Annotated in this window: 21 protein-coding genes; 10 read left to right on the forward strand and 11 right to left on the reverse strand. The window is 61.4% G+C overall.

Annotated elements, in window-relative coordinates; all coding sequences use genetic code 11:
• From lysA to DK871_RS00110, 5 genes are read left to right on the forward strand one after another with little or no spacing between them, the layout of a single operon-like run.
• On the forward strand, positions 1-1248 hold the full coding sequence (gene lysA / locus DK871_RS00090) for a diaminopimelate decarboxylase (protein WP_161903594.1): 1248 nt from the start codon (positions 1-3) through the stop codon (positions 1246-1248).
• A gap of 3 nt (positions 1249-1251) precedes the next feature.
• On the forward strand, positions 1252-2082 hold the full coding sequence (gene dapF / locus DK871_RS00095) for a diaminopimelate epimerase (RefSeq protein WP_056790985.1): 831 nt from the start codon (positions 1252-1254) through the stop codon (positions 2080-2082).
• Between the two features lie 13 nt (positions 2083-2095).
• The gene (locus DK871_RS00100) at positions 2096-2812 is read left to right on the forward strand and encodes a DUF484 family protein (RefSeq protein WP_014720458.1); all 717 of its coding nucleotides are present in this window, start codon (positions 2096-2098) and stop codon (positions 2810-2812) included.
• Between the two features lie 2 nt (positions 2813-2814).
• Complete coding sequence (gene xerC / locus DK871_RS00105) at positions 2815-3714, forward strand: tyrosine recombinase XerC (protein WP_161903595.1); 900 nt, start codon at positions 2815-2817, stop codon at positions 3712-3714.
• The gene (locus DK871_RS00110) at positions 3711-4406 is read left to right on the forward strand and encodes an HAD family hydrolase (RefSeq protein WP_161903596.1); all 696 of its coding nucleotides are present in this window, start codon (positions 3711-3713) and stop codon (positions 4404-4406) included. The genes xerC and DK871_RS00110 overlap by 4 nt, the downstream gene beginning before the upstream one ends.
• Positions 4407-4610: 204 nt before the next feature.
• Here the strand turns inward: DK871_RS00110 and sutA are convergent, their stop codons facing one another.
• The 4 genes from sutA to glnK form a co-directional block, all read right to left on the reverse strand.
• A complete protein-coding gene (sutA, locus tag DK871_RS00115) occupies positions 4611-4946 on the reverse strand; it encodes a transcriptional regulator SutA (protein ID WP_161903597.1) in 336 nt (111 codons plus the stop codon).
• Between the two features lie 102 nt (positions 4947-5048).
• On the reverse strand, positions 5049-5474 hold the full coding sequence (locus DK871_RS00120; protein WP_161903598.1) for a secondary thiamine-phosphate synthase enzyme YjbQ: 426 nt from the start codon (positions 5472-5474) through the stop codon (positions 5049-5051).
• Positions 5475-5683: 209 nt separating this feature from the next.
• Positions 5684-7021: an ammonium transporter gene (locus DK871_RS00125; protein ID WP_161903599.1), complete on the reverse strand. Its 1338-nt coding sequence runs from the start codon at positions 7019-7021 to the stop codon at positions 5684-5686.
• 34 nt (positions 7022-7055) lie between these two features.
• Positions 7056-7394, reverse strand: coding sequence for a P-II family nitrogen regulator (glnK, locus tag DK871_RS00130; protein ID WP_002555808.1), 339 nt, complete (start codon positions 7392-7394; stop codon positions 7056-7058).
• A gap of 423 nt (positions 7395-7817) precedes the next feature.
• Between glnK and DK871_RS00135 the strand changes: the two genes are divergently transcribed.
• Complete coding sequence (locus tag DK871_RS00135) at positions 7818-8078, forward strand: accessory factor UbiK family protein (RefSeq protein WP_161903600.1); 261 nt, start codon at positions 7818-7820, stop codon at positions 8076-8078.
• 209 nt (positions 8079-8287) lie between these two features.
• On the forward strand, positions 8288-9784 hold the full coding sequence (locus tag DK871_RS00140) for a YifB family Mg chelatase-like AAA ATPase (RefSeq protein ID WP_161903601.1): 1497 nt from the start codon (positions 8288-8290) through the stop codon (positions 9782-9784).
• Positions 9785-9838: 54 nt separating this feature from the next.
• On the opposite strand, the gene DK871_RS00145 is transcribed toward DK871_RS00140, so the two are convergent.
• Both DK871_RS00145 and DK871_RS00150 read right to left on the reverse strand, forming a co-directional pair.
• Complete coding sequence (locus DK871_RS00145) at positions 9839-11815, reverse strand: methyl-accepting chemotaxis protein (protein ID WP_161903602.1); 1977 nt, start codon at positions 11813-11815, stop codon at positions 9839-9841.
• 176 nt (positions 11816-11991) lie between these two features.
• Positions 11992-12912, reverse strand: coding sequence for a LysR substrate-binding domain-containing protein (locus tag DK871_RS00150; RefSeq protein ID WP_161903603.1), 921 nt, complete (start codon positions 12910-12912; stop codon positions 11992-11994).
• 152 nt (positions 12913-13064) lie between these two features.
• Here DK871_RS00150 and DK871_RS00155 point away from each other — a divergent pair, with 152 nt between their 5' ends.
• Positions 13065-14468 (forward strand): NorM family multidrug efflux MATE transporter, encoded by a 1404-nt coding sequence (locus tag DK871_RS00155; protein ID WP_161903604.1) that lies wholly within the window; start codon positions 13065-13067, stop codon positions 14466-14468.
• A 112-nt stretch (positions 14469-14580) separates the two neighbouring features.
• Here DK871_RS00155 and DK871_RS00160 read toward each other — a convergent pair whose 3' ends face one another.
• The gene (locus tag DK871_RS00160) at positions 14581-16245 is read right to left on the reverse strand and encodes a bifunctional diguanylate cyclase/phosphodiesterase (RefSeq protein WP_161903605.1); all 1665 of its coding nucleotides are present in this window, start codon (positions 16243-16245) and stop codon (positions 14581-14583) included.
• A 266-nt stretch (positions 16246-16511) separates the two neighbouring features.
• Between DK871_RS00160 and rep the strand changes: the two genes are divergently transcribed.
• Both rep and DK871_RS00170 read left to right on the forward strand, forming a co-directional pair.
• Entirely contained in the window at positions 16512-18521 is a 2010-nt protein-coding gene (rep, locus tag DK871_RS00165; protein WP_003195444.1) for a DNA helicase Rep, read from the forward strand.
• Positions 18522-18579: 58 nt separating this feature from the next.
• On the forward strand, positions 18580-19152 hold the full coding sequence (locus tag DK871_RS00170; protein WP_003195447.1) for a xanthine phosphoribosyltransferase: 573 nt from the start codon (positions 18580-18582) through the stop codon (positions 19150-19152).
• A 116-nt stretch (positions 19153-19268) separates the two neighbouring features.
• Here DK871_RS00170 and DK871_RS00175 read toward each other — a convergent pair whose 3' ends face one another.
• The 4 genes from DK871_RS00175 to alr all read right to left on the reverse strand — a co-directional run bounded on the left by DK871_RS00175 (position 19269) and on the right by alr (position 23661).
• Entirely contained in the window at positions 19269-21191 is a 1923-nt protein-coding gene (locus tag DK871_RS00175) for an acetyl-CoA hydrolase/transferase family protein (RefSeq protein WP_161903606.1), read from the reverse strand.
• Between the two features lie 138 nt (positions 21192-21329).
• Positions 21330-21740 (reverse strand): cytochrome c5 family protein, encoded by a 411-nt coding sequence (locus DK871_RS00180; protein ID WP_034129081.1) that lies wholly within the window; start codon positions 21738-21740, stop codon positions 21330-21332.
• Positions 21741-21922: 182 nt separating this feature from the next.
• A complete protein-coding gene (locus tag DK871_RS00185) occupies positions 21923-22471 on the reverse strand; it encodes a cupin domain-containing protein (protein ID WP_032894548.1) in 549 nt (182 codons plus the stop codon).
• A gap of 116 nt (positions 22472-22587) precedes the next feature.
• Positions 22588-23661: an alanine racemase gene (alr, locus tag DK871_RS00190; protein ID WP_161903607.1), complete on the reverse strand. Its 1074-nt coding sequence runs from the start codon at positions 23659-23661 to the stop codon at positions 22588-22590.
• Positions 23662-23668 lie beyond the last annotated feature (7 nt).

Genomic DNA, 23668 nt, shown 5'->3' on the forward strand with positions numbered 1-23668 from the left:
ATGGACGCTTTTAACTACCGGGACGGCGAGCTGTTCGCGGAAGGCGTGGCCTTGTCCGCGATTGCCCAGCGCTTCGGCACCCCGACCTATGTGTACTCGCGTGCGCATATCGAAGCCCAATACCGCTCGTTCACCGACGCCCTCGACGGCGTGCCGCACCTGGTGTGCTACGCAGTCAAGGCCAACTCCAACCTGGGTGTACTCAATGTCCTGGCGCGTCTTGGCGCTGGTTTTGACATCGTGTCCCGTGGCGAGCTGGAACGCGTACTGGCCGCCGGCGGCCAGGCGGAAAAAATCGTCTTCTCCGGTGTCGGCAAGAGCCGCGAAGACATGCGCCGCGCCCTGGAAGTCGGCGTGCATTGCTTCAACGTCGAATCCACCGACGAGCTGGAGCGCCTGCAAGTGGTCGCCGCCGAGATGGGTGTGCGTGCGCCGATCTCCCTGCGCGTCAACCCGGACGTTGACGCCGGCACCCACCCGTACATCTCTACCGGTCTCAAAGAGAACAAGTTCGGCATTGCCATCGCCGACGCCGAAGACGTGTACATCCGCGCCGCGCAACTGCCGAACCTGGAAGTACTGGGTGTCGACTGCCATATCGGCTCGCAACTGACCACCCTGCCACCGTTCCTGGATGCCCTCGACCGCCTGCTGGCGTTGATCGACCGCCTGGGCGAGTGCGGCATCTACCTGCACCACATCGACCTCGGTGGTGGCGTGGGTGTGCGTTATCGCGATGAAGAGCCGCCGCTGATTGCCGACTATATCCAGGCCGTGCGCGAGCGCATCGAAGGCCGCGACCTGACGCTGATGTTCGAGCCAGGCCGCTACATCGTCGCCAACGCTGGCGTGCTGCTGACCCAGGTCGAGTACCTCAAGCACACCGAACACAAGGATTTCGCCATCGTCGATGCGGCGATGAACGACCTGATCCGCCCGGCGCTGTACCAGGCCTGGATGGATGTCACCGCCGTGACGCCGCGCACAAGCGACGCCCGCGCCTATGACATTGTCGGGCCGATCTGCGAGACCGGCGACTTCCTGGCCAAGGATCGCGAGTTGGCGCTTGAGGAAGGTGATCTGCTGGCAGTGCATTCGGCCGGAGCCTACGGGTTTGTCATGAGTTCCAACTACAACACCCGCGGGCGCACCGCCGAGGTGCTGGTGGACGGTGATCAAGCATTTGAAGTGCGTCGCCGCGAGACGGTAGCCCAGTTGTATGCTGGCGAAAGCCTGCTGCCGGAGTAAGCCATGCTGCTGCGTTTTACCAAGATGCACGGGCTGGGTAATGACTTCATGGTCCTCGACCTGGTCAGCCAGCACGCGCACATCCTGCCCAAGCACGCCAAACAGTGGGGCGATCGCCACACCGGGATCGGTTTCGACCAGTTGCTGCTGGTCGAGGCGCCGAGCAACCCGGAGGTGGATTTCCGTTACCGGATCTTCAACTCCGACGGTTCCGAAGTGGAACAGTGCGGCAACGGCGCGCGCTGCTTTGCGCGCTTTGTGCTCGACAAACGCCTGACTGCCAAACGCCAGATTCGCGTCGAAACCAAAGGCGGCGTGATCGAACTGGACATCCGCAACGATGGCCAGATCAGCGTCAACATGGGCGCGCCGCGCCTGGTGCCGGCGGATATTCCGTTCCAGGCCACCGAGCAGGCCCTCAGTTACTCGTTGGACGTGGATGGCAAAACCGTGGAGATCGCCGCCGTGTCCATGGGCAACCCCCATGCAGTGCTGCGGGTCACCGACATCAATAACGCCCCCGTGCACGAACTGGGGCCGAAGATCGAACATCACCCGCGCTTTCCGGCACGGGCCAATGTGGGCTTTTTGCAGGTGATCGACCGTAACCGTGCGCAATTGCGCGTATGGGAACGCGGCGTCGGCGAAACCCAGGCTTGCGGCACCGGTGCTTGCGCCGCTGCCGTGGCCGCGATCAGCCAGGGGTGGATGGATTCGCCGCTGTTGATCGACCTGCCCGGTGGACGTTTGTCCATCGAATGGGCAGGCCCTGGCCACCCGGTGATGATGACCGGGCCGGCCACGCGTGTATACGAAGGACAGGTCCGTCTATGAGTGAGCCAAGCTAATGACCGATAAGCCTCAAGTACCCGCGCACGCAACCCCGAGTGAAAGCCTGGAGGCCGCTGCTGTCGCGGCGTACCTTGAGGCTAATCCGGACTTCTTCGTCGAGCACGAAGAACTGCTGCCAGCCCTGCGCATCCCACACCAGCGCGGCGATACCGTGTCGCTGGTGGAGCGGCAGATGAAGATCCTGCGCGAGCGCAACATTGAAATGCGCCACCGGCTCTCTCATCTGATGGACGTGGCCCGCGACAACGATCGTTTGTTCGACAAGACCCGCCGCCTGATTCTGACCCTGATGGATGCCACCAGCCTGGAAGAAACGGTGATCGCCGTGGAAGACAGCCTGCGTGAAGATTTCCAGGTGCCCTTCGTCAGCCTGATTCTGTTCAGCGACAACCCGATGCCGGTGGGTCGCTGGGTCACAGGTGGCGAGGCGCAGACGGCCATCGGCGGGCTGCTGTCCGAAGGCAAGACTGTCAGCGGCACCTTGCGCGAGCATGAGCTGGACTTCCTGTTTGGCGCCGAACAGCGCAAGCAGATCGGCTCTACGGCCGTCATCGCCCTCAGCCATCAAGGCTTGCACGGGGTACTGGCCATCGCCAGCCGCGACCCGGCGCACTACAAAAGCTCGGTGGGCACGTTGTTCCTCACCTATATCGCCGAAGTGCTGGGCCGCGTCCTGCCACGCCACACTACCACCCTGCGCGCGGTGCGCTGATCATGGAGCGGCAACTGGATGCTTACTGCGCTCACCTGCGCAATGAGCGCCAGGTGTCGCCCCACACGCTGGAAGCTTATCGGCGGGACTTGAACAAGGTCCTGGCCTATTGCGAAAAACAGCACGTCAGCAGTTGGAAAGCCCTGGATATCCAGGCCCTGCGCAGCCTGATCGCCCGGTTGCACCAGCAGGGCCAATCCTCCCGCAGCCTGTCTCGCCTGCTGTCGGCGGTGCGCGGCCTCTATCACTACCTCAATCGCGAAGGCCTGTGCGACCACGACCCGGCCAATGGCCTGTCGCCGCCCAAAGGCGAACGGCGCCTGCCCAAGACCCTGGACACCGACCGCGCCCTGCAACTGCTCGACGGTGCCGTCGAGGATGATTTCCTGGCCCATCGCGACCAGGCAATCCTTGAGCTGTTCTATTCCTCGGGCCTGCGCCTGTCGGAGCTGACGGGCCTGAACCTCGATCAACTGGGCCTCGCCGATGGCCTGGTGCAAGTGCTCGGCAAAGGCAGCAAGACCCGCGTACTGCCCGTGGGCAGGAAAGCCCGCGAAGCCTTGCAGCTATGGCTGCCGCTACGCTTGCTGACCAACCCGGCAGACGATGCCGTATTTGTCAGCCAGCAAGGCCGGCGCCTGGGGCCACGGGCGATTCAGCTGCGGGTCAAGGCCGCTGGCGAGCGGGAGCTGGGGCAGAATCTGCACCCGCACATGTTGCGTCACTCCTTTGCCAGCCATCTGCTCGAATCCTCCCAGGACCTGCGCGCCGTGCAGGAACTGCTTGGGCACTCGGATATCAAGACCACGCAAATCTACACTCACCTCGACTTCCAGCACCTGGCAACGGTGTACGACAGTGCCCATCCACGGGCCAAACGCATCAAGGGCGGCGACTCATGAGTATCAAGCTGATCACCTTCGACCTGGACGACACCCTCTGGGACAACGTACCCGTCATCATCAGCGCCGAAGCGTCGATGCGCGAATGGCTGGCAGTTCACGCATCCAAGGTTGGCGACCTGCCCCTCGAGCATTTTGCCAGCCTGCGCCAGCAGGTGCTGCAGCGTCATCCCGAACTCAAGCACCGTATCAGTCTGCTGCGCCATCGCGTGCTAATGCATGCGTTCGAGGAGGCCGGTTATCCCCAGCCTGAGGCCACAGAGATGGCGGATGTCTGCTTCGAAGCGTTCATTCACGCACGCCACCAACTCACCGTGTTCCCGGAAGCCGAGCCGATGCTCAAGGCGCTGCGCCAGCACTTCCTGCTCGGCGTGATCACCAATGGCAATGCCGATGTGCAGCGCGTGGGCTTGGCGGACTACTTTCACTTTGCCCTGCGCGCTGAAGATATCGGCATCGCCAAGCCGGATGCACGGCTGTTTCAGGAGGCGCTGCAACGTGGCGGTGTGGACGCCAGCGCGGCTGTGCATGTGGGCGATCATCCTGGGGATGACATTGCCGGCGCGCAGCAGGCGGGGCTGCGGGCGGTGTGGTTCAACCCCACGGGCAAGGCCTGGGAGGGTGACAAGCACCCGGATGCGCAGATTCGCAGCCTGACGGAGTTGCCGGAGTTGCTGAGTCGCTGGAGCTAACACTGACCCCAATGTGGGAGCTGGCTTGTCGGGTCGCCGCATCGCTGCGATAGCGGTGGATCAGTCAACACAGGGCTCGCAGATGGACCGCTATCGCAGGCAAGCCAGCTCCCACAGGGTATTGCAGCGAACGGGGTAAATTGCTCCAGGCATGAAAAAGCCCGCAGCGACGGCGGGCTTTTTCTTACAAGCAGGAGGCAGACCTCAGATAGGTCGGCTGCCGTACTTGTTATCCGGCTTCTTCGGTGGATCAGCCACCACGTTGGCCTCGACTTCCTGCACTTTGCCGCCTTTAGCGAGGAACTCTTCCATCGCACGGGCCAGGGCATCGCGCTCTTTGTTCTTGGCTTCAACGCTCGGCAACTCGTCTACCGACACAGCCGCCTTGGCTTTGCCTTTGGCTTTGGGAGCCGCGTCATCGCCCACACCATCATCGGCATCTTCCACAACGTCGTCGGCCGCTACTGCTTCAAGACCTTCTTCGGTGTCGTCGTCATCACCTACTTCAAGGTCGTCGTTTTCCAGATCATCGTCGCTCATGTTCTACCTCATGACTTGCGAAAAGCAGATTAGTTATAGCCCAGCTTCACCCTCTGTCGAGGCCGCTGGAAAAAAATCAACATCCACTGAATAGCCAGTGGCTTATGCCCCTTCACCGTGCAAGGTGGCGAGGACTTTACGAGCACCGCCATGATCACGGTGCTCGCCCAGATAAACACCTTGCCAGGTCCCTATTGCCAAGCGGCCGGCCTTGACCGGCAAACTCAGCTGGCAGCCCAGCAGACTGGCCTTGAAGTGCGCCGGCAGGTCATCCGGACCTTCGTCGTTGTGTTCAAACCCTGTTCGGCCTTGAGGCACCAGCAGGTTGAAAAACCGTTCGAAGTCACGGCGAACCGCCGGGTCGGCATTCTCGTTGATGGTCAACGAGGCCGAGGTGTGCTGCAGCCACAGATGCAACAGGCCCACACGGCACGCCTTCAATTCAGGCAAGCCGGCAAGCAACTCGTCCGTTACCAGGTGAAAGCCCCGGGGCTTGGCCCGCAGGGTAATCAGGGTCTGTTGCCACATACAGTTCTCCGCCCATCGGCGCGCATTCTAGCGCGCTCTGAGAAAAAACAAAGGGCCGAATACGCCTTCATGCCTGTAAGACATTTGCACCCTTAGAAGTGCTGTGTGGATCCCATCACAAAGTCGATAAAAAACCCATGCACCTTTAGCCACAGACAAACGCCAGGCAAAAAAATGCCCGGCAAGCCGGGCATGTTTTTTTCATGTAGTTACAAGTTGTAGCCGCGCTCGTTGTGTTGCGCCAGGTCGAGGCCAACCGCCTCTTCTTCTTCGGTGACACGCAGGCCCATAACCATGTCGAGCACCTTGAGGATGACGTAGGTCACGATCGCCGTGTAGATCACGGTGAAGCCCACCCCTTTGCACTGGATCCATACCTGGGCCGCGATGTCGGTCACGGTGCCGAAGCCGCCCAGTGCCGGGGCGGCGAATACACCGGTGAGGATCGCACCGACGATACCGCCGATACCGTGCACGCCGAATGCGTCCAGGGAGTCGTCATAACCCAGCTTGCGCTTGAGGCTGGTCGCGCAGAAGAAGCACACCACACCGGCGACCAGGCCAATCACCAGGGCGCCCATCGGGCCCACGGTGCCCGCCGCTGGCGTCACGGCGACGAGGCCGGCAACCACGCCCGAGGCGATGCCCAACGCGCTTGGCTTGCCGTGGGTGATCCACTCGGCAAACATCCAGCCCAGGGCCGCGGCGGCGGTGGCGATCTGAGTCACCAGCATCGCCATGCCCGCGGTGCCGTTGGCCGCCGCGGCGGAACCGGCGTTGAAGCCGAACCAGCCGATCCACAGCATGGCCGCGCCCACCAGGGTATAGCCCAGGTTATGCGGGGCCATCGGGGTGGTCGGGAAGCCTTTACGCTTGCCGAGCACGATGCACGCCACCAGGCCAGCCACACCCGCGTTGATGTGCACCACGGTGCCGCCAGCGAAGTCCAGCACGCCCCAGTCCCACATCAGGCCGCCGTTGCCGCTCCAGACCATGTGCGCAATTGGTGCATAGACCAGGGTGAACCAGATAGCCATGAAGATCAGCATCGCGGAGAACTTCATACGCTCAGCGAAAGCACCGACGATCAGCGCCGGGGTGATGATGGCAAAGGTCATCTGGAAGGTGATGAACACGGCTTCCGGAAACAGCGCCGCCGGCCCGGTGATGCTGGCCGGGGTGACACCCGCCAGGAACGCCTTGCCCATGCCGCCGAAGAAGGAATTGAAATTGACCACGCCCTGTTCCATACCGGTGGTATCGAACGCGATGCTGTAGCCGTAGATGACCCAGAGGATGCTGATCAGGCCAGTGATGGCAAAGCACTGCATCATCACCGACAGAATGTTCTTGGAGCGGACCATGCCGCCGTAGAACAGCGCCAGGCCAGGAATGGTCATGAACAGCACCAGCGCGGTGGCAGTGAGCATCCAGGCGGTGTCGCCGGAATTGAGGACTGGAGCAGCCACTTCATCTGCCGCCATGGCCAGGCTTGGCATTACGATGGACAGCAGGGCTCCGAGCCCTGCGAATTTACGCAGAGTCATATTGTTTTCTCCTGGGGCGTTGGGGTTTGGCGGCTTAGATTGCGTCGGTATCGGTTTCGCCGGTACGGATGCGAATAGCCTGTTCCAGATTGACCACGAAGATCTTGCCGTCACCGATCTTGCCGGTGTTGGCCGCCTTGGTTATCGCCTCGATAACCCGGTCAAGATCCTTGTCGTCAATGGCGACATCGATCTTCACCTTCGGCAGGAAATCGACCACGTATTCCGCGCCGCGATACAGCTCGGTATGACCCTTCTGCCGACCGAAGCCCTTGACCTCAGTAACGGTAATGCCCTGCACGCCGATCTCGGACAGTGACTCGCGAACATCGTCCAACTTGAACGGCTTGATGATGGCAGTGACTAGCTTCATGAAAACTCTCTCCCGAATTTGGTGGACTTGCCCCAGGAAAACAAACCCGTCTCAAGTCTAAGCGCAGTGCCTGGCTTTGTAACGCATCGTCGCCTCGGCATTTGCCGTCGCGACGCCAGCGAACCACTGGTGACGAGCCCTGTACCCCGGATCCGTCGGCGCACTGCATTCGTCACAGCGACTGCATCAGTGCATGGGTCATGATCGTCTAAGCAGAAACCTTGCCAGCTCCGTAAAAATCACCGAAATCAATCCTTTGCCCGCCTGTGCTCACCTACGGGGCGCCTGCGCGGCCGCAATGCGCATCAAAACAGTGCGAGGCCGCCCGCCCCAATGCGCGAAAACCGTGCGCAGCAGGGCGTAAAAATGACTATAGACGCTGCGTGATACACTGCCGGCCAACTGTTTTCCGGAATATGTCCAATGCTCGCGCCCAAAGACTTCCTCGACGCCCTGAGCGGCCACGCCTCTCGCCTGTTCAGCGGCGACACCCCGCTGCCCCGCAATGAAATCGAAAGCCAGTTCAAGGCTTTGCTACAGAGTGGTTTCAGCAAGCTCGACCTGGTCAGCCGGGAAGAGTTTGACAGCCAGATGGTGGTGCTGGCCCGCACACGTGCGCGGCTGGAGAGCCTGGAGGCCAAAGTCGCAGAGCTGGAGGCGCGACTGACACCAAATCAGGAATAAACCGGCATACCTGTAGGAGCGAGCTTGCTCGCGAAGAACTCAAGGGCACCGCGTTTATTCTGACTTTACGCGTTATCGTTGACGCTTTTCGCGAGCAAGCTCGCTCCTACAGTGGATACGTTCTGTAAAACCTCCCCCGCCCCGCTCCATTCCACCTCGTCTACCCTTGAAAAAACCGCAGGAAGCGGCCTCCCATTCAAGGAACGAGCATGTCCCTCGCCATCGTCCACAGCCGCGCCCAGGTCGGTGTAGAAGCCCCCGCCGTCACCGTCGAGGTGCACATGGCCAATGGCCTGCCGTCTCTCACTTTGGTGGGTTTGCCCGAAACCGCAGTGAAGGAAAGCAAAGACCGCGTGCGCAGTGCCATCCTCAACTCGGCGCTGCAATATCCGGCCCGCCGCATCACGCTCAATCTCGCGCCCGCCGACCTGCCCAAGGACGGCGGGCGTTTTGATCTGGCGATTGCCCTGGGCATCCTGGCGGCCAGTGTGCAGGTGCCGGCCTTGATGCTCGATGACGTGGAGTGCCTTGGGGAACTGGCGTTGTCCGGCGAGGTGCGCGCGGTGAAAGGGGTATTGCCGGCAGCGTTGGCAGCGCGCAAGGCCGGGCGCACCGTGATAGTGCCGCGCGCCAATGCCGAGGAGGCGTGCCTGGCGTCGGGGTTGAAGGTGATTGCGGTGGATCACTTGCTGCAAGTGGTGGCGCACTTGAATGGGCACGTGCCGATTGAGCCCTACAGGTCCGACGGCTTGCTGTACTTGAACAAGCCTTACCCGGACCTGAGTGAAGTACAGGGCCAACTCGCGGCCAAGCGCGCATTGCTGATCGCGGCGGCGGGCGCGCATAACCTGTTGTTCAGCGGGCCACCAGGCACCGGCAAGACTTTATTGGCCAGCCGGCTACCGGGCTTGCTGCCGCCGTTGAGCGAGCAGGAAGCGCTGGAAGTGGCCGCGATCCAGTCCGTGGTCAGCCTGGCACCGCTGAGCCATTGGCCAAACCGCCCGTTTCGCCAGCCGCACCACTCGGCATCCGGGCCGGCGCTGGTGGGTGGCGGCTCAAAGCCACAACCGGGGGAAATCACCCTGGCCCATCACGGGGTGCTGTTCCTGGATGAGCTGCCAGAGTTCGATCGCAAGGTGCTGGAGGTGCTGCGCGAGCCATTGGAGTCGGGGCATATCGTGATCTCCCGCGCCCGTGACCGTGTGAGCTTCCCGGCGCGCTTTCAACTGGTCGCGGCGATGAACCCCTGCCCTTGCGGCTACATGGGCGAGCCCAGCGGGCGTTGCCGGTGTACACCGGAGCAGATCCAGCGCTATCGCAACAAGCTCTCCGGGCCGTTGCTGGACCGGATTGATTTGCACCTGACCGTCGCGCGGGAGGCCACTGCCCTGAGCCCCACACAACAGGCGGGCGATACCACGGCCGATGCCTCGGCGCGGGTAGCGCAAGCACGCGAGCGTCAACAGCAACGCCAGGGGTGTGCCAATGCTTTTCTGGACCTGCCGGGGCTGCGCCAGCACTGCAAGCTGCCAAAGGTCGACGAGGGTTGGCTGGAGACCGCCTGCGAGCGACTGACACTGTCACTGCGGGCGGCCCATCGGCTGCTGAAGGTGGCGCGCACCTTGGCGGACCTGGACCAGATGGACGCCATCACCCGTGACCATCTGAAGGAGGCCCTGCAGTACCGCCCCACATCCGTGACTTGAGCCTTACGCAATATCAATGTGGGAGCAAGCCCCCACAACTTTATTGGTGGTGCTTCAGCGAAACCGATCCACCTCATGTCGCAAGCCTGCTGCCAAGGTCTCCAGTTCCTTCGCGGTAACCGCCAGGTTGGAAACCACTTCACGCTGCTCGCTGTTGGCCAGCGCAATGCTCTGCAGATTGGCGCTGAGCAAAGTCGCGGTGCTGCTCTGTTCCTGGGTGGCGGTGGTAATCGCCGCGAACTGCTGGCCGGCCGAGCGGCTTTGCTCGTCGATACGCGCCAGGGCCGAGGCCACGTCGGCGTTGCGCGACAGGCCTTCCTGCATCAGCGCATTGCCGTGTTCCATGGTGCTGATGGCGTTGCCGGTTTCCTGCTGGATGCTCTGGATCATGCCGGAGATTTCATCGGTGGCCTGGCGGGTGCGCGAAGCCAGGTTGCGCACTTCGTCGGCGACCACGGCAAAACCACGGCCTTGCTCGCCGGCGCGGGCGGCTTCGATGGCGGCGTTGAGCGCCAGCAGGTTGGTCTGTTCGGCGATGGCGGTAATCACGCCGACGATCCCGCCGATTTCCTGGGAGCGCTGGCCCAGGGTGTTGATCACGGCAGCGGTGCTGTTCAGCGCATTGGCGATATGTTCCAGGGACGATGACGCCTCTTGCATCGAGGTGCGGCCGATACGGGTTTGCTGGGCATTCTCTTGAGCCAGGCGTTCGGTATTGCCCATGTTGTCGGCGATGTTCAGCGAGGTAGCACTGAACTCTTCCACCGCGCCGGCCATGCTGGTGATCTCGCCGGACTGCTGCTCCATGCCTTCATAGGCACCACCAGACAAGCCCGACAGGGCCTGCGCGCGGCTGTTGACCTGTTCGGCGGCCGTACGGATATGCGACACCATGGTCGACAGCGCTTCACCCATCTGGTTGAAACTGCGCGCCAACTGGCCGATTTCGTCATGGCTGGACACGTTGAGGCGCGCACTCAAATCGCCCGCACCCAGCGCCTGAGCCTGGCGTACCAGCTCGCTCAATGGCGCCAGCTTGCTGCGCAACAGCCACACCGTGGCGCCCACTGCCAGCAACATCGCCAGCACACTGCCGATCACCAGGCGGATGCCGACCTCCCAGGTCACGGCGCGAATCTCAGCCTTGGGCATGCTCGCTATGACCGCCCAAGGGCCGCCTTCGAACGGCACCGAGACGCTATAGAAATCTTCGTTCTTGTCGCTCCAGAAACGGCCTGCACCCGGCTTTTTCGCCAGGTCGAGCATCACGGCAATCGCCTGATCCGGCGCTTGCACGCCAGCCGGCGGCACCAACCAGTGCTTTTGCTCATCCAGCAGTGCAAGTGAGCCGGTCTGGCCGATGCGGAAGCGTTTGAGGTTTTCAAACTGAGCGTTCTGGGCATCGGTGTAATCGAAACCGATGAACAGCACGGCGATGACTTGCCCACTGCTGTCACGTACGGGGCTGTATTGGGTCATGTAGGAGCGGTCGAACAACACGGCACGCCCGATGTAGGTCTGGCCGCTCACAACGCGCTGGTAGGCCGCGCCCTGACGGTCAAGTACGGTGCCAATGGCGCGATTGCCATCCTGCTTGGTCAGGGAGGTGCTGACGCGGATAAAGTCGTCGCCGCTGCGCACGAACACCGTGGCCACGCCGCCGGACATCTGCTTGAACTCATCCACTTCTTCGAAGTTGTTGTTCAGCACCTCGTTGCCCAGGTAGAGGCTCGGCGTCTGCACGCCGGCCACGGCAACGGGCTGGTCCGCACGCACACTCAAGCCTGCGCCGAAACGCTTTTCAAACAGCCCGCTCAAACGCTGGGTGCTTTCGCGCAAGGTGCTGTGGAAGGTGTTGAGTTGGTCGGCGAGTAAACGCGCCTCGCTGGCCAGGTGCTCCTCGCGGGTGGCGAGGTTGGCGGAGTCGAGGGTACGCAAGGCAAAGACCGTACTGCCGCTGATGACGACAGCGAGAATCACGGCGAGTGCGAGGCCTAACTGGGAGGCAATCCGGGCACGGGGTTGAGACATGACAGCTCCTGGCCGAGGCCAGGATCATCCTGATCTCATAGCGTTGCTCGGCAAATTATCTAGTGGGAAACGATGATGCACGATGGTTCCAACCCCCTTCTTCGGCGGCATTTGGCAATACTTGAGCGAATCACAGGGGTATCCCGCAAACGATTGCACTAACAACTCGCCGCTACTCAATCGAGGCGTTCGACCTGGGGCAATTCCATCGCCATGACTTCCCCCTGAAGAAATTCCGCCAGCCGTCGCAAGCGCTCACCACCGGGGCGGGTTTTCGGCCACACCAGGTAATAGCTTTCCCCACTGGCGACCGCCGTGGGCCACGGCAGGCTCAAGCGCCCCTGTGCTACATCTTCGGCCACCATCAGCAAATCACCCATGGACACGCCATAGCCTCGGGCGGCGGCGATCATGCCCAGCTCAAGCGTGTCGAACACCTGCCCACCCTTGAGTGAAACCTGAGACGACAGCCCCATGCGCTGCAGCCAGTAACGCCAGTCGCGGCGGTCCGGGGTCGGGTGCAGCAGTTCGGCGGTTGCCAACCGCGTCACGTCCCAGGGACCGTCGTCCAGCAGATTGGGCGCTCCCACCGGGATGAGCATTTCCGCAAACAGATAACTGGCCTCCCAGTCCGCCGGAAAGTGCCCGTTGCTAAGCAACACCGCGCAGTCGAAGGGTTCTTGGTTGAAGTCCACTTCATCGATGCTCATCCACGCACTGGTGAGCTGCACCTCATTGCCTGGCTGCAAGGCGCGGAAGCGACTCAACCGCGCCAGCAGCCAGCGCATGGTCAAGGTGGACGGCGCCTTCATACGCAGGATGTCATCTTCGGCATTCAAGGTATGGCAAGCACGCTCCAGGGCAGCGAAGCCTTCCCGTACGCCAGGCAGCAACAAACGCGCCGCTTCCGTGAGCTGCAACGTGCGACCGCTGCGCTGGAACAATCGGCAGGCGAAATATTCTTCGAGCGTACGGATATGCCGGCTGATCGCACTTTGGGTAATCGACAATTCCTCAGCCGCACGGGTAAAGGAGTGGTGGCGGGAGGCGGCTTCAAATGCCCGCAAGGCGTAAAGAGGAGGAAGACGACGGGACATGCTGAAAGCTCCGACTGCGCAATTCGGAAACCCTACCAGAATCGCTCAAGCATGAGTTTTAATCATGCCAACGATCGCTATTATCCTTTTGTGCAATGGGCTGAATGCGCCGAGAATCAACCCTTCCCCACCTTCCTGACCATTCGAGTGTGATGATCATGCAACATCCGGCACGTACCGAACTCTGGGCCATTCTGCGGCTATCAGGGCCGTTGATTGCCTCACAGTTGGCGCACATGCTGATGGTGCTGACCGACACCTTGATGATGGCGCGGCTGAGCCCCGAGGCCCTGGCCGGCGGCGGCCTGGGCGCGGCGAGCTATTCGTTCATGGCAATCTTTTGCATCGGCGTGATCGCGGCCGTGGGCACCCTGGTCGCCATTCGTCATGGCGCGGGCGATATCGATGGCGCCACCCGCCTCACCCAGGCCGGGCTGTGGCTGGCGTGGTTGATGGCCCTGGCGGCGGCGCTGCTGTTATGGAACTTGAAGCCGGTGCTGCTGATGTTCGGGCAGACCGAAACCAACGTGCAGGCAGCCGGGCAATTCCTGACGATCCTGCCCTTTGCCCTGCCCGGCTACCTGAGCTTCATGGCCCTGCGCGGCTTTACCAGCGCCATCGGCAAGGCCACCCCGGTGATGGTGATCAGCCTGTGCGGCACCGTGGTCAACTACCTGCTCAACCATGCGCTGATCGAAGGCATGTTCGGCCTGCCGAAGCTGGGCCTGATGGGCATTGGCCTGGTGACCGCCATTGTCGCCAATGGCATGGCGCTGGCCTTGATGTGGTACATCCGCAGCAACCGCGCCTACGCCGCCTACCCGCTGGGCACCGGCCTGCTGCGTCTGAATACCCACTATCTGCGCGAACTGTGGCGCCTGGGCCTGCCGATTGGCGGCACCTATGCGGTAGAGGTCGGATTGTTTGCCTTTGCGGCGTTGTGCATGGGCACCATGGGCAGCACGCAGTTGGCGGCACACCAGATCGCTCTGCAGATCGTCTCGGTGGCCTTCATGGTGCCGGCGGGGATGTCCTACGCGGTGACCATGCGCATCGGCCAGCATTACGGCGCCGGGCAGTTGCTGATGGCACGCCTGGCCGGGCGGGTCGGCATAGGGTTCGGCGCCATGGTGATGCTGGGATTTGCGGCGGTGCTGTGGCTGTTTTCCGACCCGCTGATAGGGTTGTTCCTCGACCATGACGACCCGGCGTTCCATGACGTTATCGTGCTGGCGGTGAGCCTGCTGGCCGTCGCCGCCTGGTTCGAATTGTTCGACGGTGTGCAGACCATCGCCATGGGCTGTATCCGTGGCTTGAAGGACGCCAAGACCACCTTTCTGGTGGGGTTGGGTTGCTATTGGCTGATTGGTGCACCGTCGGCCTGGTTGATGGCGTTCACCCTGGACTGGGGGCCAACCGGCGTCTGGTGGGGCCTGGCACTGGGCCTGGCGTGTGCGGCGGTGAGCCTGACCTGGGCGTTTGAGGCGAAGATGAAGCGGATGATTCGGCAGGAGCCGGATGCTCCTGTTGGATTCCAGACGGCACTGCCTGAGTAGCGACTGTGGGAGCTGGCTTGCCTGCGATAGCGGTGTGTCAGGCTAATCATTTTTAGCTGAACGACCGCTATCGCAGGCAAGCCAGCTCCCACATTTGAACCACCTTGAAGGCTTAGCCCAACAGCGCCTGCTGGCTTTGCCCGAACATCAGGTATTCCACCAGTTCGGGCAACGGCAACGGCTTGCTGATCAGGTAACCCTGGACTTGGTCGCACCCAAACAAGCGCAAAAGCTCAAGCTGCTCAGGGGTTTCCACGCCTTCGGCGACCACTTCCAGGTTGAGGTTGTGGGCCAGGTTGATCATGGCGTGCACCAGCTTGCGGTTTTCTTCGCGCTCTTCCATGCCGCCGACAAAGCTCTTGTCGATCTTCAACAAGGCAATCGGCAGGCTGTTGAGGTGCACAAACGACGAAAAACCGGTGCCAAAATCATCCAGGGAAAACCGCACACCCAACCGGCCAAGGGCGTCCATGGTCTGTTTGACCAGGTCGCTGCGGCGCATCACTGCGGTTTCGGTCAATTCGAACTCCAGCCATTGCGCTTCCACGCCGCGCTCGGCAATCAGGCGGCTGAGGGTGGACAGCAACTGGCTGTCCTGAAACTGGCGAAACGACAGGTTGACCGCCATGTGCAGTGGCGGCAGGCCGCGTTCGCGCAGGTCTTGCATGTCGCGCAGGGCTCGGGAGATCACCCAGTAGCCCAATGGCACGATCAGGCCACTCTGTTCGGCCAGCGGCACGAATTCGCTGGGCGGCAACAAGCCGCGCTCGCCGTGACGCCAGCGCACCAGGGCTTCGAGGCCAACGATATGACCGTCGTCCAGGTCCAGGCGCGGCTGGTAATGCAGCTCCAACTCATCGCGGCGCAACGCCCGGCGCAGTTCACTTTCCAGGTCGGCCAGGCTGCGGGCGTTGCGGTTGATGCGTTCATTGAAGATATGGAAGGTGCAGCCCTGGGTGCTTTTGGCCTGCTGCATGGCGATATGGGCGTGCCACATCAACGGGTCGGCGCCAGCGCGGGCTCGAGCATGGGCCATGCCCAGGCTGCAACCGATCAACAGGCTTTCGCCGTCCACCCAGTAGGGCTCGGCCATCACTTCGGTGATGCGCTCGGCCATCCATTCGGCGCGCTGGGGCGCCCGGCGGGTATCGATCAACAAGGCAAACTCATCGCTGCCCAGGCGCGCCAGTTGGTCCCCGGCTTCGAGCTGGCTCTTGAGCCGCGACACCACTTGCAGGATCAACCGGTCGCCCGCCTGATGGCCGAGGGCATCGTTGGCGTGACGAAAGTTGTCCAGGTCCAGGTGACCGAGGGCCAGGCCGCGGCCGTCGTTGTCCGCCAAGCGCGCGGCCAGCAAGGTCTGGAAGCCCTGACGGTTGGCAATACCGGTGAGCGGGTCTTGCTCGGCCAGGCGCTGCAAAGTGTTTTCCAGCACACCGCGCTCGCGCACATGGCGCAGGCAGCGGCGCAGTGTGTCGGCGTCCAATGCCTCCAACACCAACCAATCGCTGACACCCAGCGGCGACACCAGTGGCTCCTGCTCCAGCAACAATACACACGGCAGGCTGCACCGGCCGGGGCCGGGCTGCAGGCTGGGCGTGGTCAATAACACAGCACCCTGGTCGTCATCGAACAGGCGGCTCACCGAGTCCCAGCTGGGCGCACTGATCAGCACAGCCCCTTCGCCCATCGGCGCCAGGCACTCGCGCAACAACGCTGCCCACTCGGGCTCATCGGCCAGCAGCAGCAAACGCAAGGGTTCGACAGGCGTAGACACGCTAACTCCCTAGACTCTGCAAAATTTCATTAGCGGTGCCATTATGACGTGCGGCCTGACAATGACAAAGGATGACAAATGATAGGTGTTATCAAATACGCAGACTGTAAATAATCGTCTCGGATATTCCTCCACATCCTGCGGCAAAGTAGCAAAACCGGCAAATTTAGATCGAGTGGTACGTCACACCGTCGTTCTATGGCAGCAGAATCTTTCCAGCCTGTTAAAATGCCCGCCCTTTTGAACAACGACCCCTAAAATTCCGTATGTCCCGACTCAATCCCCGGCAGCAAGAAGCCGTGAACTACGTCGGCGGCCCTCTATTGGTGCTCGCCGGTGCAGGCTCCGGCAAGACCAGCGTGATCACGCGCAAGATCGCGCACTTGATCCAGAACTGCGGCATCCGCGCCCAGTACATCGTCGCCATGACCTTCACCAACAAGGCGGCACGGGAAATGAAAGAGCGGGTCGGCACCCTGCTCAAAGGCGGCGAAGGCCGCGGCCTCACCGTGTGCACCTTCCACAACCTGGGCTTGAACATCATCCGCAAGGAGCATGTGCGGCTGGGCTATAAGCCGGGCTTCTCGATCTTCGACGAGACCGACGTCAAGGCCTTGATGACCGACATCATGCAGAAGGAATACGCGGGCGACGACGGCGTCGACGAGATCAAGAACATGATCGGCGCCTGGAAAAACGACCTGATCCTGCCCGCCGAAGCCCTGGAAGCCGCGCGCAACCCCAAGGAGCAGACCGCCGCCATCGTCTACACCCACTACCAGCGCACGCTCAAGGCGTTCAACGCCGTGGACTTCGACGACCTGATCCTGCTACCGGTCAAGCTATTCCAGGAGCACAAGGACATCCTGGAGAAGTGGCAAAACAAGGTGCGCTACCTGCTGGTGGACGAATACCAGGACACCAACGCCAGCCAATACCTGCTGGTGAAGTTGCTGATCGGCACGCGCAACCAATTCACCGTGGTAGGCGACGACGACCAGTCGATCTACGCCTGGCGCGGCGCCCGCCCGGAAAACCTGATGCTGCTCAAGGAAGACTACCCCTCCTTGAAAGTGGTGATGCTGGAGCAGAACTACCGCTCCACCAGCCGCATCCTGCGCTGCGCCAACGTGCTGATCTCCAACAACCCCCACGAGTTTGAAAAACAACTGTGGAGCGAGATGGGTCATGGCGACGAGATCCGTGTGATCCGCTGCCGCAACGAAGACGCCGAAGCCGAGCGCGTGGCCGTGGAAATCCTCAGCCTGCACTTGCGCACCGACAGGCCCTACAGCGACTTTGCGATCCTGTATCGCGGCAACTACCAGGCCAAGCTGATCGAGCTGAAATTGCAGCACCACCAGGTGCCGTATCGCCTGTCGGGCGGCAACAGCTTTTTCGGACGTCAGGAAGTCAAAGACCTGATGGCCTACTTCCGGCTGATCGTGAACCCGGACGACGACAACGCCTTCCTGCGCGTGATCAACGTGCCGCGCCGGGAAATCGGCTCGACGACCCTGGAAAAGCTCGGTAACTACGCCACCGAACGCAAGATCTCGATGTACGCCGCCACCGACGAAATCGGCCTGGGCGAACACCTGGACACGCGCTTCACTGATCGCCTGTCCCGCTTCAAGCGCTTCATGGACAAGGTGCGCGAGCAGTGCGCCGGCGAAGACCCGATCAGCGCCCTGCGCAGCATGGTCATGGACATCGACTATGAAAACTGGCTGCGCACCAACAGTTCCAGCGACAAGGCCGCCGATTACCGCATGGGCAACGTCTGGTTCCTGATCGAGGCGTTGAAGAACACCCTGGAAAAAGACGAAGACGGCGAGATGACCGTCGAGGACGCCATCGGCAAGCTGGTGTTGCGCGACATGCTCGAGCGCCAGCAAGAAGAGGAAGACGGTGCCGAAGGCGTGCAGATGATGACCTTGCATGCGTCCAAGGGCCTGGAATTTCCCTACGTGTTCATCATGGGCATGGAAGAGGAAATCCTCCCGCACCGCTCCAGCATCGAAGCCGACACCATTGAGGAAGAACGCCGCCTGGCCTACGTGGGCATTACCCGCGCACGTCAGACCCTGGCCTTCACCTTTGCCGCCAAGCGCAAGCAATACGGTGAAATCATCGATTGTGCCCCCAGCCGGTTCCTGGATGAACTGCCGCCGGACGACCTGGCCTGGGAAGGCAATGACGACACCCCCACCGAGGTGAAGGCCGTTCGCGGCAACACCGCCTTGGCGGATATACGCGCGATGCTAAAGCGCTAGAATCGACTACTTTTTAATCTACTTTCGGCGCACAACGCGCCATTAGAGGAAGCTTTCCGTGGAAGCACTGCACAAGAAAATTCGCGAAGAAGGCATCGTGCTTTCCGATCAGGTCCTCAAGGTTGACGCCTTTTTGAACCACCAGATCGACCCGGCGCTGATGAAACTGATCGGCGACGAGTTCGCCGCACTGTTCAAGGATTCGGGCATCACCAAGATCGTCACCATCGAAGCCTCGGGCATTGCCCCGGCCATCATGACCGGGCTGAACCTGGGCGTGCCGGTGATCTTCGCCCGCAAGCAGCAATCCTTGACCCTCACGGAAAACCTGCTGTCAGCCACGGTGTATTCCTTCACCAAGAAAACCGAAAGCACCGTGGCGATCTCCCCGCGCCACCTGACCAGCAGCGACCGCGTGCTGGTGATCGATGACTTTTTGGCCAACGGCAAGGCGTCCCAGGCGCTGATCTCGATCATCAAGCAGGCCGGCGCGACCGTCGCCGGCCTGGGGATCGTGATCGAGAAGTCGTTCCAGGGCGGACGTGCAGAACTGGACGCCCAGGGTTATCGGGTTGAGTCGCTGGCGCGCGTGAAGTCGCTGGCTGGTGGTGTCGTGACTTTTATCGAGTAATCACTGTGTGGGAGCTGGCTTGCCTGCCATAGCGGTGTGTCAGGCGACAGAGATGTCGACTGAAAGGACCTCATCGCAGGCAAGCCAGCTCCCACATTGGGTTTTGCGTTGGTCCGTCAGTGGGCGGTGGCCTGTAGGCCGGCCAGCAGCAAGCGTTGATACAGGTCTTCCTTGATGCCCTCCGGCTTATCCAGGCGCATCCGCTTCAAATGCTCGGGAAACGCCTCCGGCTCCGGCGCGTCGAGTGCCGCCTTGCCCAACTCCAGAATTTCCGTGAGCTTGAATTTGCTCTTGAGCCAGTTCAGCGCCCGCAACAAATCTCGCTCTTCATCCGTGAAGTCGCTGCCCAGGGGGTATTCCGGGAACAAGCGACGGTGCCTGGCCTGAATCGCCTGAAGCCGCTCTGGCGTGTTGTCGGCGAAACGGGGATCCAACTGGAAATCCTTGGGCAGTTTGCCGGCCTTTTGCGCCTGCTCAATCAAGTCGTGCTGGAACCTTGAGTCAGTGATGTTCAGCAACGCTTCGATCACCTTGGCATCCGTCTGACCGCGCAAGTCGGCAATGCCGTATTCGGTAATGACGATATCCCGCAGGTGCCGGGGAATGGTGCAGTGGCCGTATTCCCAGACGATATTGGAACTGACCTCCCCCGCCGACTCACGCCAGCTGCGCAAAATCAGGATTGAGCGTGCGCCTTCCAGCGCATGCCCCTGGGCCACGAAATTGTATTGCCCGCCGACGCCACTGAGCACGCGACCGTCTTCCAACTGATCGGCCACGCCCGCGCCGAGCAAGGTGACCATGATGGCGCTGTTGATAAACCGCGCATCCAGGCGCTGCAAGCGCTTGAGCTCTTCCTGGCCGTACAGCTCGTTGATGTAACTGATGCGGGTCATGTTGAATGCCTGGCGCTTGGCGTGGGGCATTTCCTGCAGACGCTGGTAAAAGCTGCGCGGCCCCAGGAAGAAACCGCCATGGATCGACACGCCATCGGGCTGCGCCGCGTCGTCCAGGGTGCCCGCGTTGGCCTGCATCTGGGTCGCCACATCCGGGTAGACCTTGCGCCGTACAATCCCGGCATCGGCCAATACCAGCAGACCGTTGACGAACATCTCGCTGCAACCGTAAAGGCCACGGGCAAACGGCTCGACGCCACCTTCGCGGCTGATCAACGGCGCCCACTGGTACACATCCAGGTCGGTGAGCAACAGGCGATAGGCCTCGTTGTCGGCCTGACGCGCCAGCAAGGCAGCGGTCAGCGCATCGCCCATGGAGCCGATACCAATCTGCAACGTACCGCCATCACGCACCAGGGTGCTGGCATGCAGGCCGATAAAATGATCTTGGAAGCCCACTGGCATGTTCGGGGTGGAGAACAACGTGGTGCTGTCTTTTTCATCCAGCAGGTAGTCGAACTCGTCCATGCCCAACTCGGCATCGCCAGGCATGTAGGGCAAATCGCTATGGACTTGCCCGACGACCAGGATGGTCTCCCCGGCCGCGCGCCGCTTGGCGATCATGGGCATCAGGTCGAGGGTGATATCCGGGTTGCAACTCAGGCTCAGACGGTCGGGATGCTCGCTGCTACTGGCAACCAATTGCGCCACCAGGTTCAGGCCGGCGGCATTGATGTCGCGGGCCGCATGGCTGTAGTTGCTGCTGACGTAATCCTGTTGCGCCGCGGCGCTGTGGAGCAAGCTGCCGGGCTGCATGAAGAATTGCTGCACACGGATATTCTTCGGCAGGCTGCTCTTGTGCAGGTCGGCGAGAAAGTCTAGTTCGGGGTAGTCGCCAAACACCCGTTCGATAAAGGGTTCGAGAAAGCGTTTCTGCAAGCCATCCCCCATAGTCGGGCGACCCAGGCTCAACGCGGTGTAGATAGTCAGCGCCCGCTCCGGCAACTTGGCGATGCGCCGGTACAGCGCGTTGACGAACAAATTGGGCTTGCCCAGGCCCAAGGGCATGCCCATGTGGATATGCGCCGGCAACCGCGCCAGTACGTCGTCAACTGCTTGCTCGATTGAACACAACTGCACCATCCGACTGCTCCCGAACATTCCATGAATTGGAGTTGGACCGAGCTTGCCGGGTCTTTGCTGCAATGAACAGCCTCAATACATAAATTGCGGGCACAAAAAAGCCGCTCGTAAGCGGCATTTTTGGCGAAGATCGGCCGATTACAGCCCGGACATCTTCTTGATCGCACCCTTGAGGTCGTCATCCGAGCAATCAGCGCAGGTGCCTTTGGGCGGCATGGCGTTGATACCGGTGATGGCCTTAGCCAGGATGCCATCGAGGCCACCTTGATGGTCGGCGCGTTCTTTCCATGCGGCGGTGTCGCCAATTTTCGGCGCACCCAAAAGGCCGCTGCCGTGGCACGCGTTACAGTGCTTGGCGATGATTTCATCGGGGGTTTTCGCGCCGCCGCCGCCGGCTGCCACGGCAACTTCCATGCCCTTGCATTCCTGGCCCTGGACGCAAACCTGGCCCACAGGCTCCAGGCGCTTGGCAATGTCATCATTGGTCGCAGCTTGAGCGCTGACAGCCCATAAGGCCAGTACGGTTGCTGGTGCAGCCAGCATTTTCATAATTAGGTTCACGCGTTCACCCTCAATGGTGGCTATTCACGCCTGCGGCCACGGTTTCGCAGGCGGCGAAAGTATAACGGTTAGCCCGCCTGGCCGAAACAACCCTATTAAATAAAGGGAGATTCGGCCTCACGGTGTACAGCTGCGGGAACCTCTGCAACGCTGGCAGGGCGCCTCTATTCTTAAAAGTTCGCGGGTGTGGCTGCGCTGATTAGTCGCGCCGGCACGTCGAACGGATTGCGAAAACGATGGGGCCTGGTACTTTCAAAGTAGTAGCTATCGCCCGCTTCGAGCACAAAAGTTTCAAGGCCGACCACCAACTCCAGGCGACCTTCCACCAGAATTCCGGTTTCTTCGCCTTCATGGGTGAGCATTTCTTCGCCCGTGTCGGCACCTGGCGGGTAGATCTCGGTGAGAAAAGCGATGGCCCGGCTCGGGCGCGCCCGCCCTACCAGTTTCATGGTGACGGCACCGTCGGAGATGTCGATCAGCTCATTGGCTTTATAGACGATCTGCGTCGGTATTTCCTGGAGGACTTCTTCGGAGAAGAACTCGACCATGGACATGGGGATACCGCCCAGCACCTTGCGCAGGGAGCTGATCGAGGGGCTGACGCTGTTTTTCTCGATCATCGAAATGGTGCTGTTGGTGACGCCCGCACGCTTGGCGAGCTCACGCTGGGAAAGACCTTTGAGTTTACGGATGGATTGCAGTCGTTCGCCGACGTCCAATGCAGGAGCCTCCTAGGATTCAGGCTTTGTTGTAATTGAGCGTTATCATGGCGACAGCGTTCAGTATTTACAACACTTGGGCCTAAATCCCGGCCTGCTCGGTTCGTTGCCGGCGCCTAAGCGCCGCAATAGAGCCTTGGCACTCGGCGCAGGTTGCAGAAAATCTGATAGGGGATGGTCTCGGCGGCCACGGCAACGTCACTGGCGAGGATATGCTTGCCCCATAGCTCCACAGTGGAACCAAGGCCCGCTTGGGGCACGTCGGTGAGGTCGACACACAGCATGTCCATGGACACGCGGCCCAGCAGCCGGCTGCGCTGGCCAGCCACCAACACCGGTGTGCCGGTCGGCGCATGACGCGGGTAACCGTCGGCATAGCCCATGGCAACCACACCGATGCGCATCGGCTTGGGCGTGACGAACCTGGCGCCATAGCCCACCGGCTCACCGGCCGGCAATTCGCGCACGCAGATCACTTTGGACTCCAGGGTCATCACCGGCTGCAAGCGCGCGGCGAGGGCCTGGTCTTCGCCAAAGGGCGTTGCGCCGTACAGCATGATGCCGGGGCGCACCCAGTCGCTGGACACGCTTGGCCAGCCCAATACAGAAGGCGAGTTACGCAGGCTGACCTCAGCGGCCAACCCTTGGCGTGCCGCCTCGAAGACCGTTACTTGTTCGTTGCTGCTGACGCAATCGAGCTCATCGGCGCGGGCAAAATGGCTCATCAATACGATCTTCGCCACGTTGCCGCTGGCGAGCAGGCGCTGATACGCCTCCTGGTAATCCTTGGGGTGCAGGCCCACACGGTGCATGCCCGAGTCCAGCTTGAGCCACACCGTCAGCGGTTTGCTCAGGCGCGCCTGTTCGATGGCCTCCAACTGCCACAACGAATGCACCACGCACCACAAATCCTGCTCGATGATCAGGGGCAACTCGTCGGCTTCGAAAAAACCTTCCAGCAGCAACACCGGCGCAAAAATGCCGGCAGCGCGCAGTTCCAGTGCTTCCTCGATGCACGCCACGGCAAAACCGTCGGCTTCGGCTTCCAGCGCCTGGGCCACGGGCACCGCACCATGGCCGTAGGCATCGGCCTTAATCACGGCAAGGGCCTTGGCCCCGGTGACTTCTCGGGCCAATTGGTAGTTATGGCGCAGGGCTTGGAGGTCGATCAGAGCACGGGCTGGACGCATGGCGGCA

The sequence above is a fragment of the Pseudomonas sp. L13 genome (assembly GCF_009935965.1).
Lineage (GTDB): Bacteria > Pseudomonadota > Gammaproteobacteria > Pseudomonadales > Pseudomonadaceae > Aquipseudomonas > Aquipseudomonas lactis.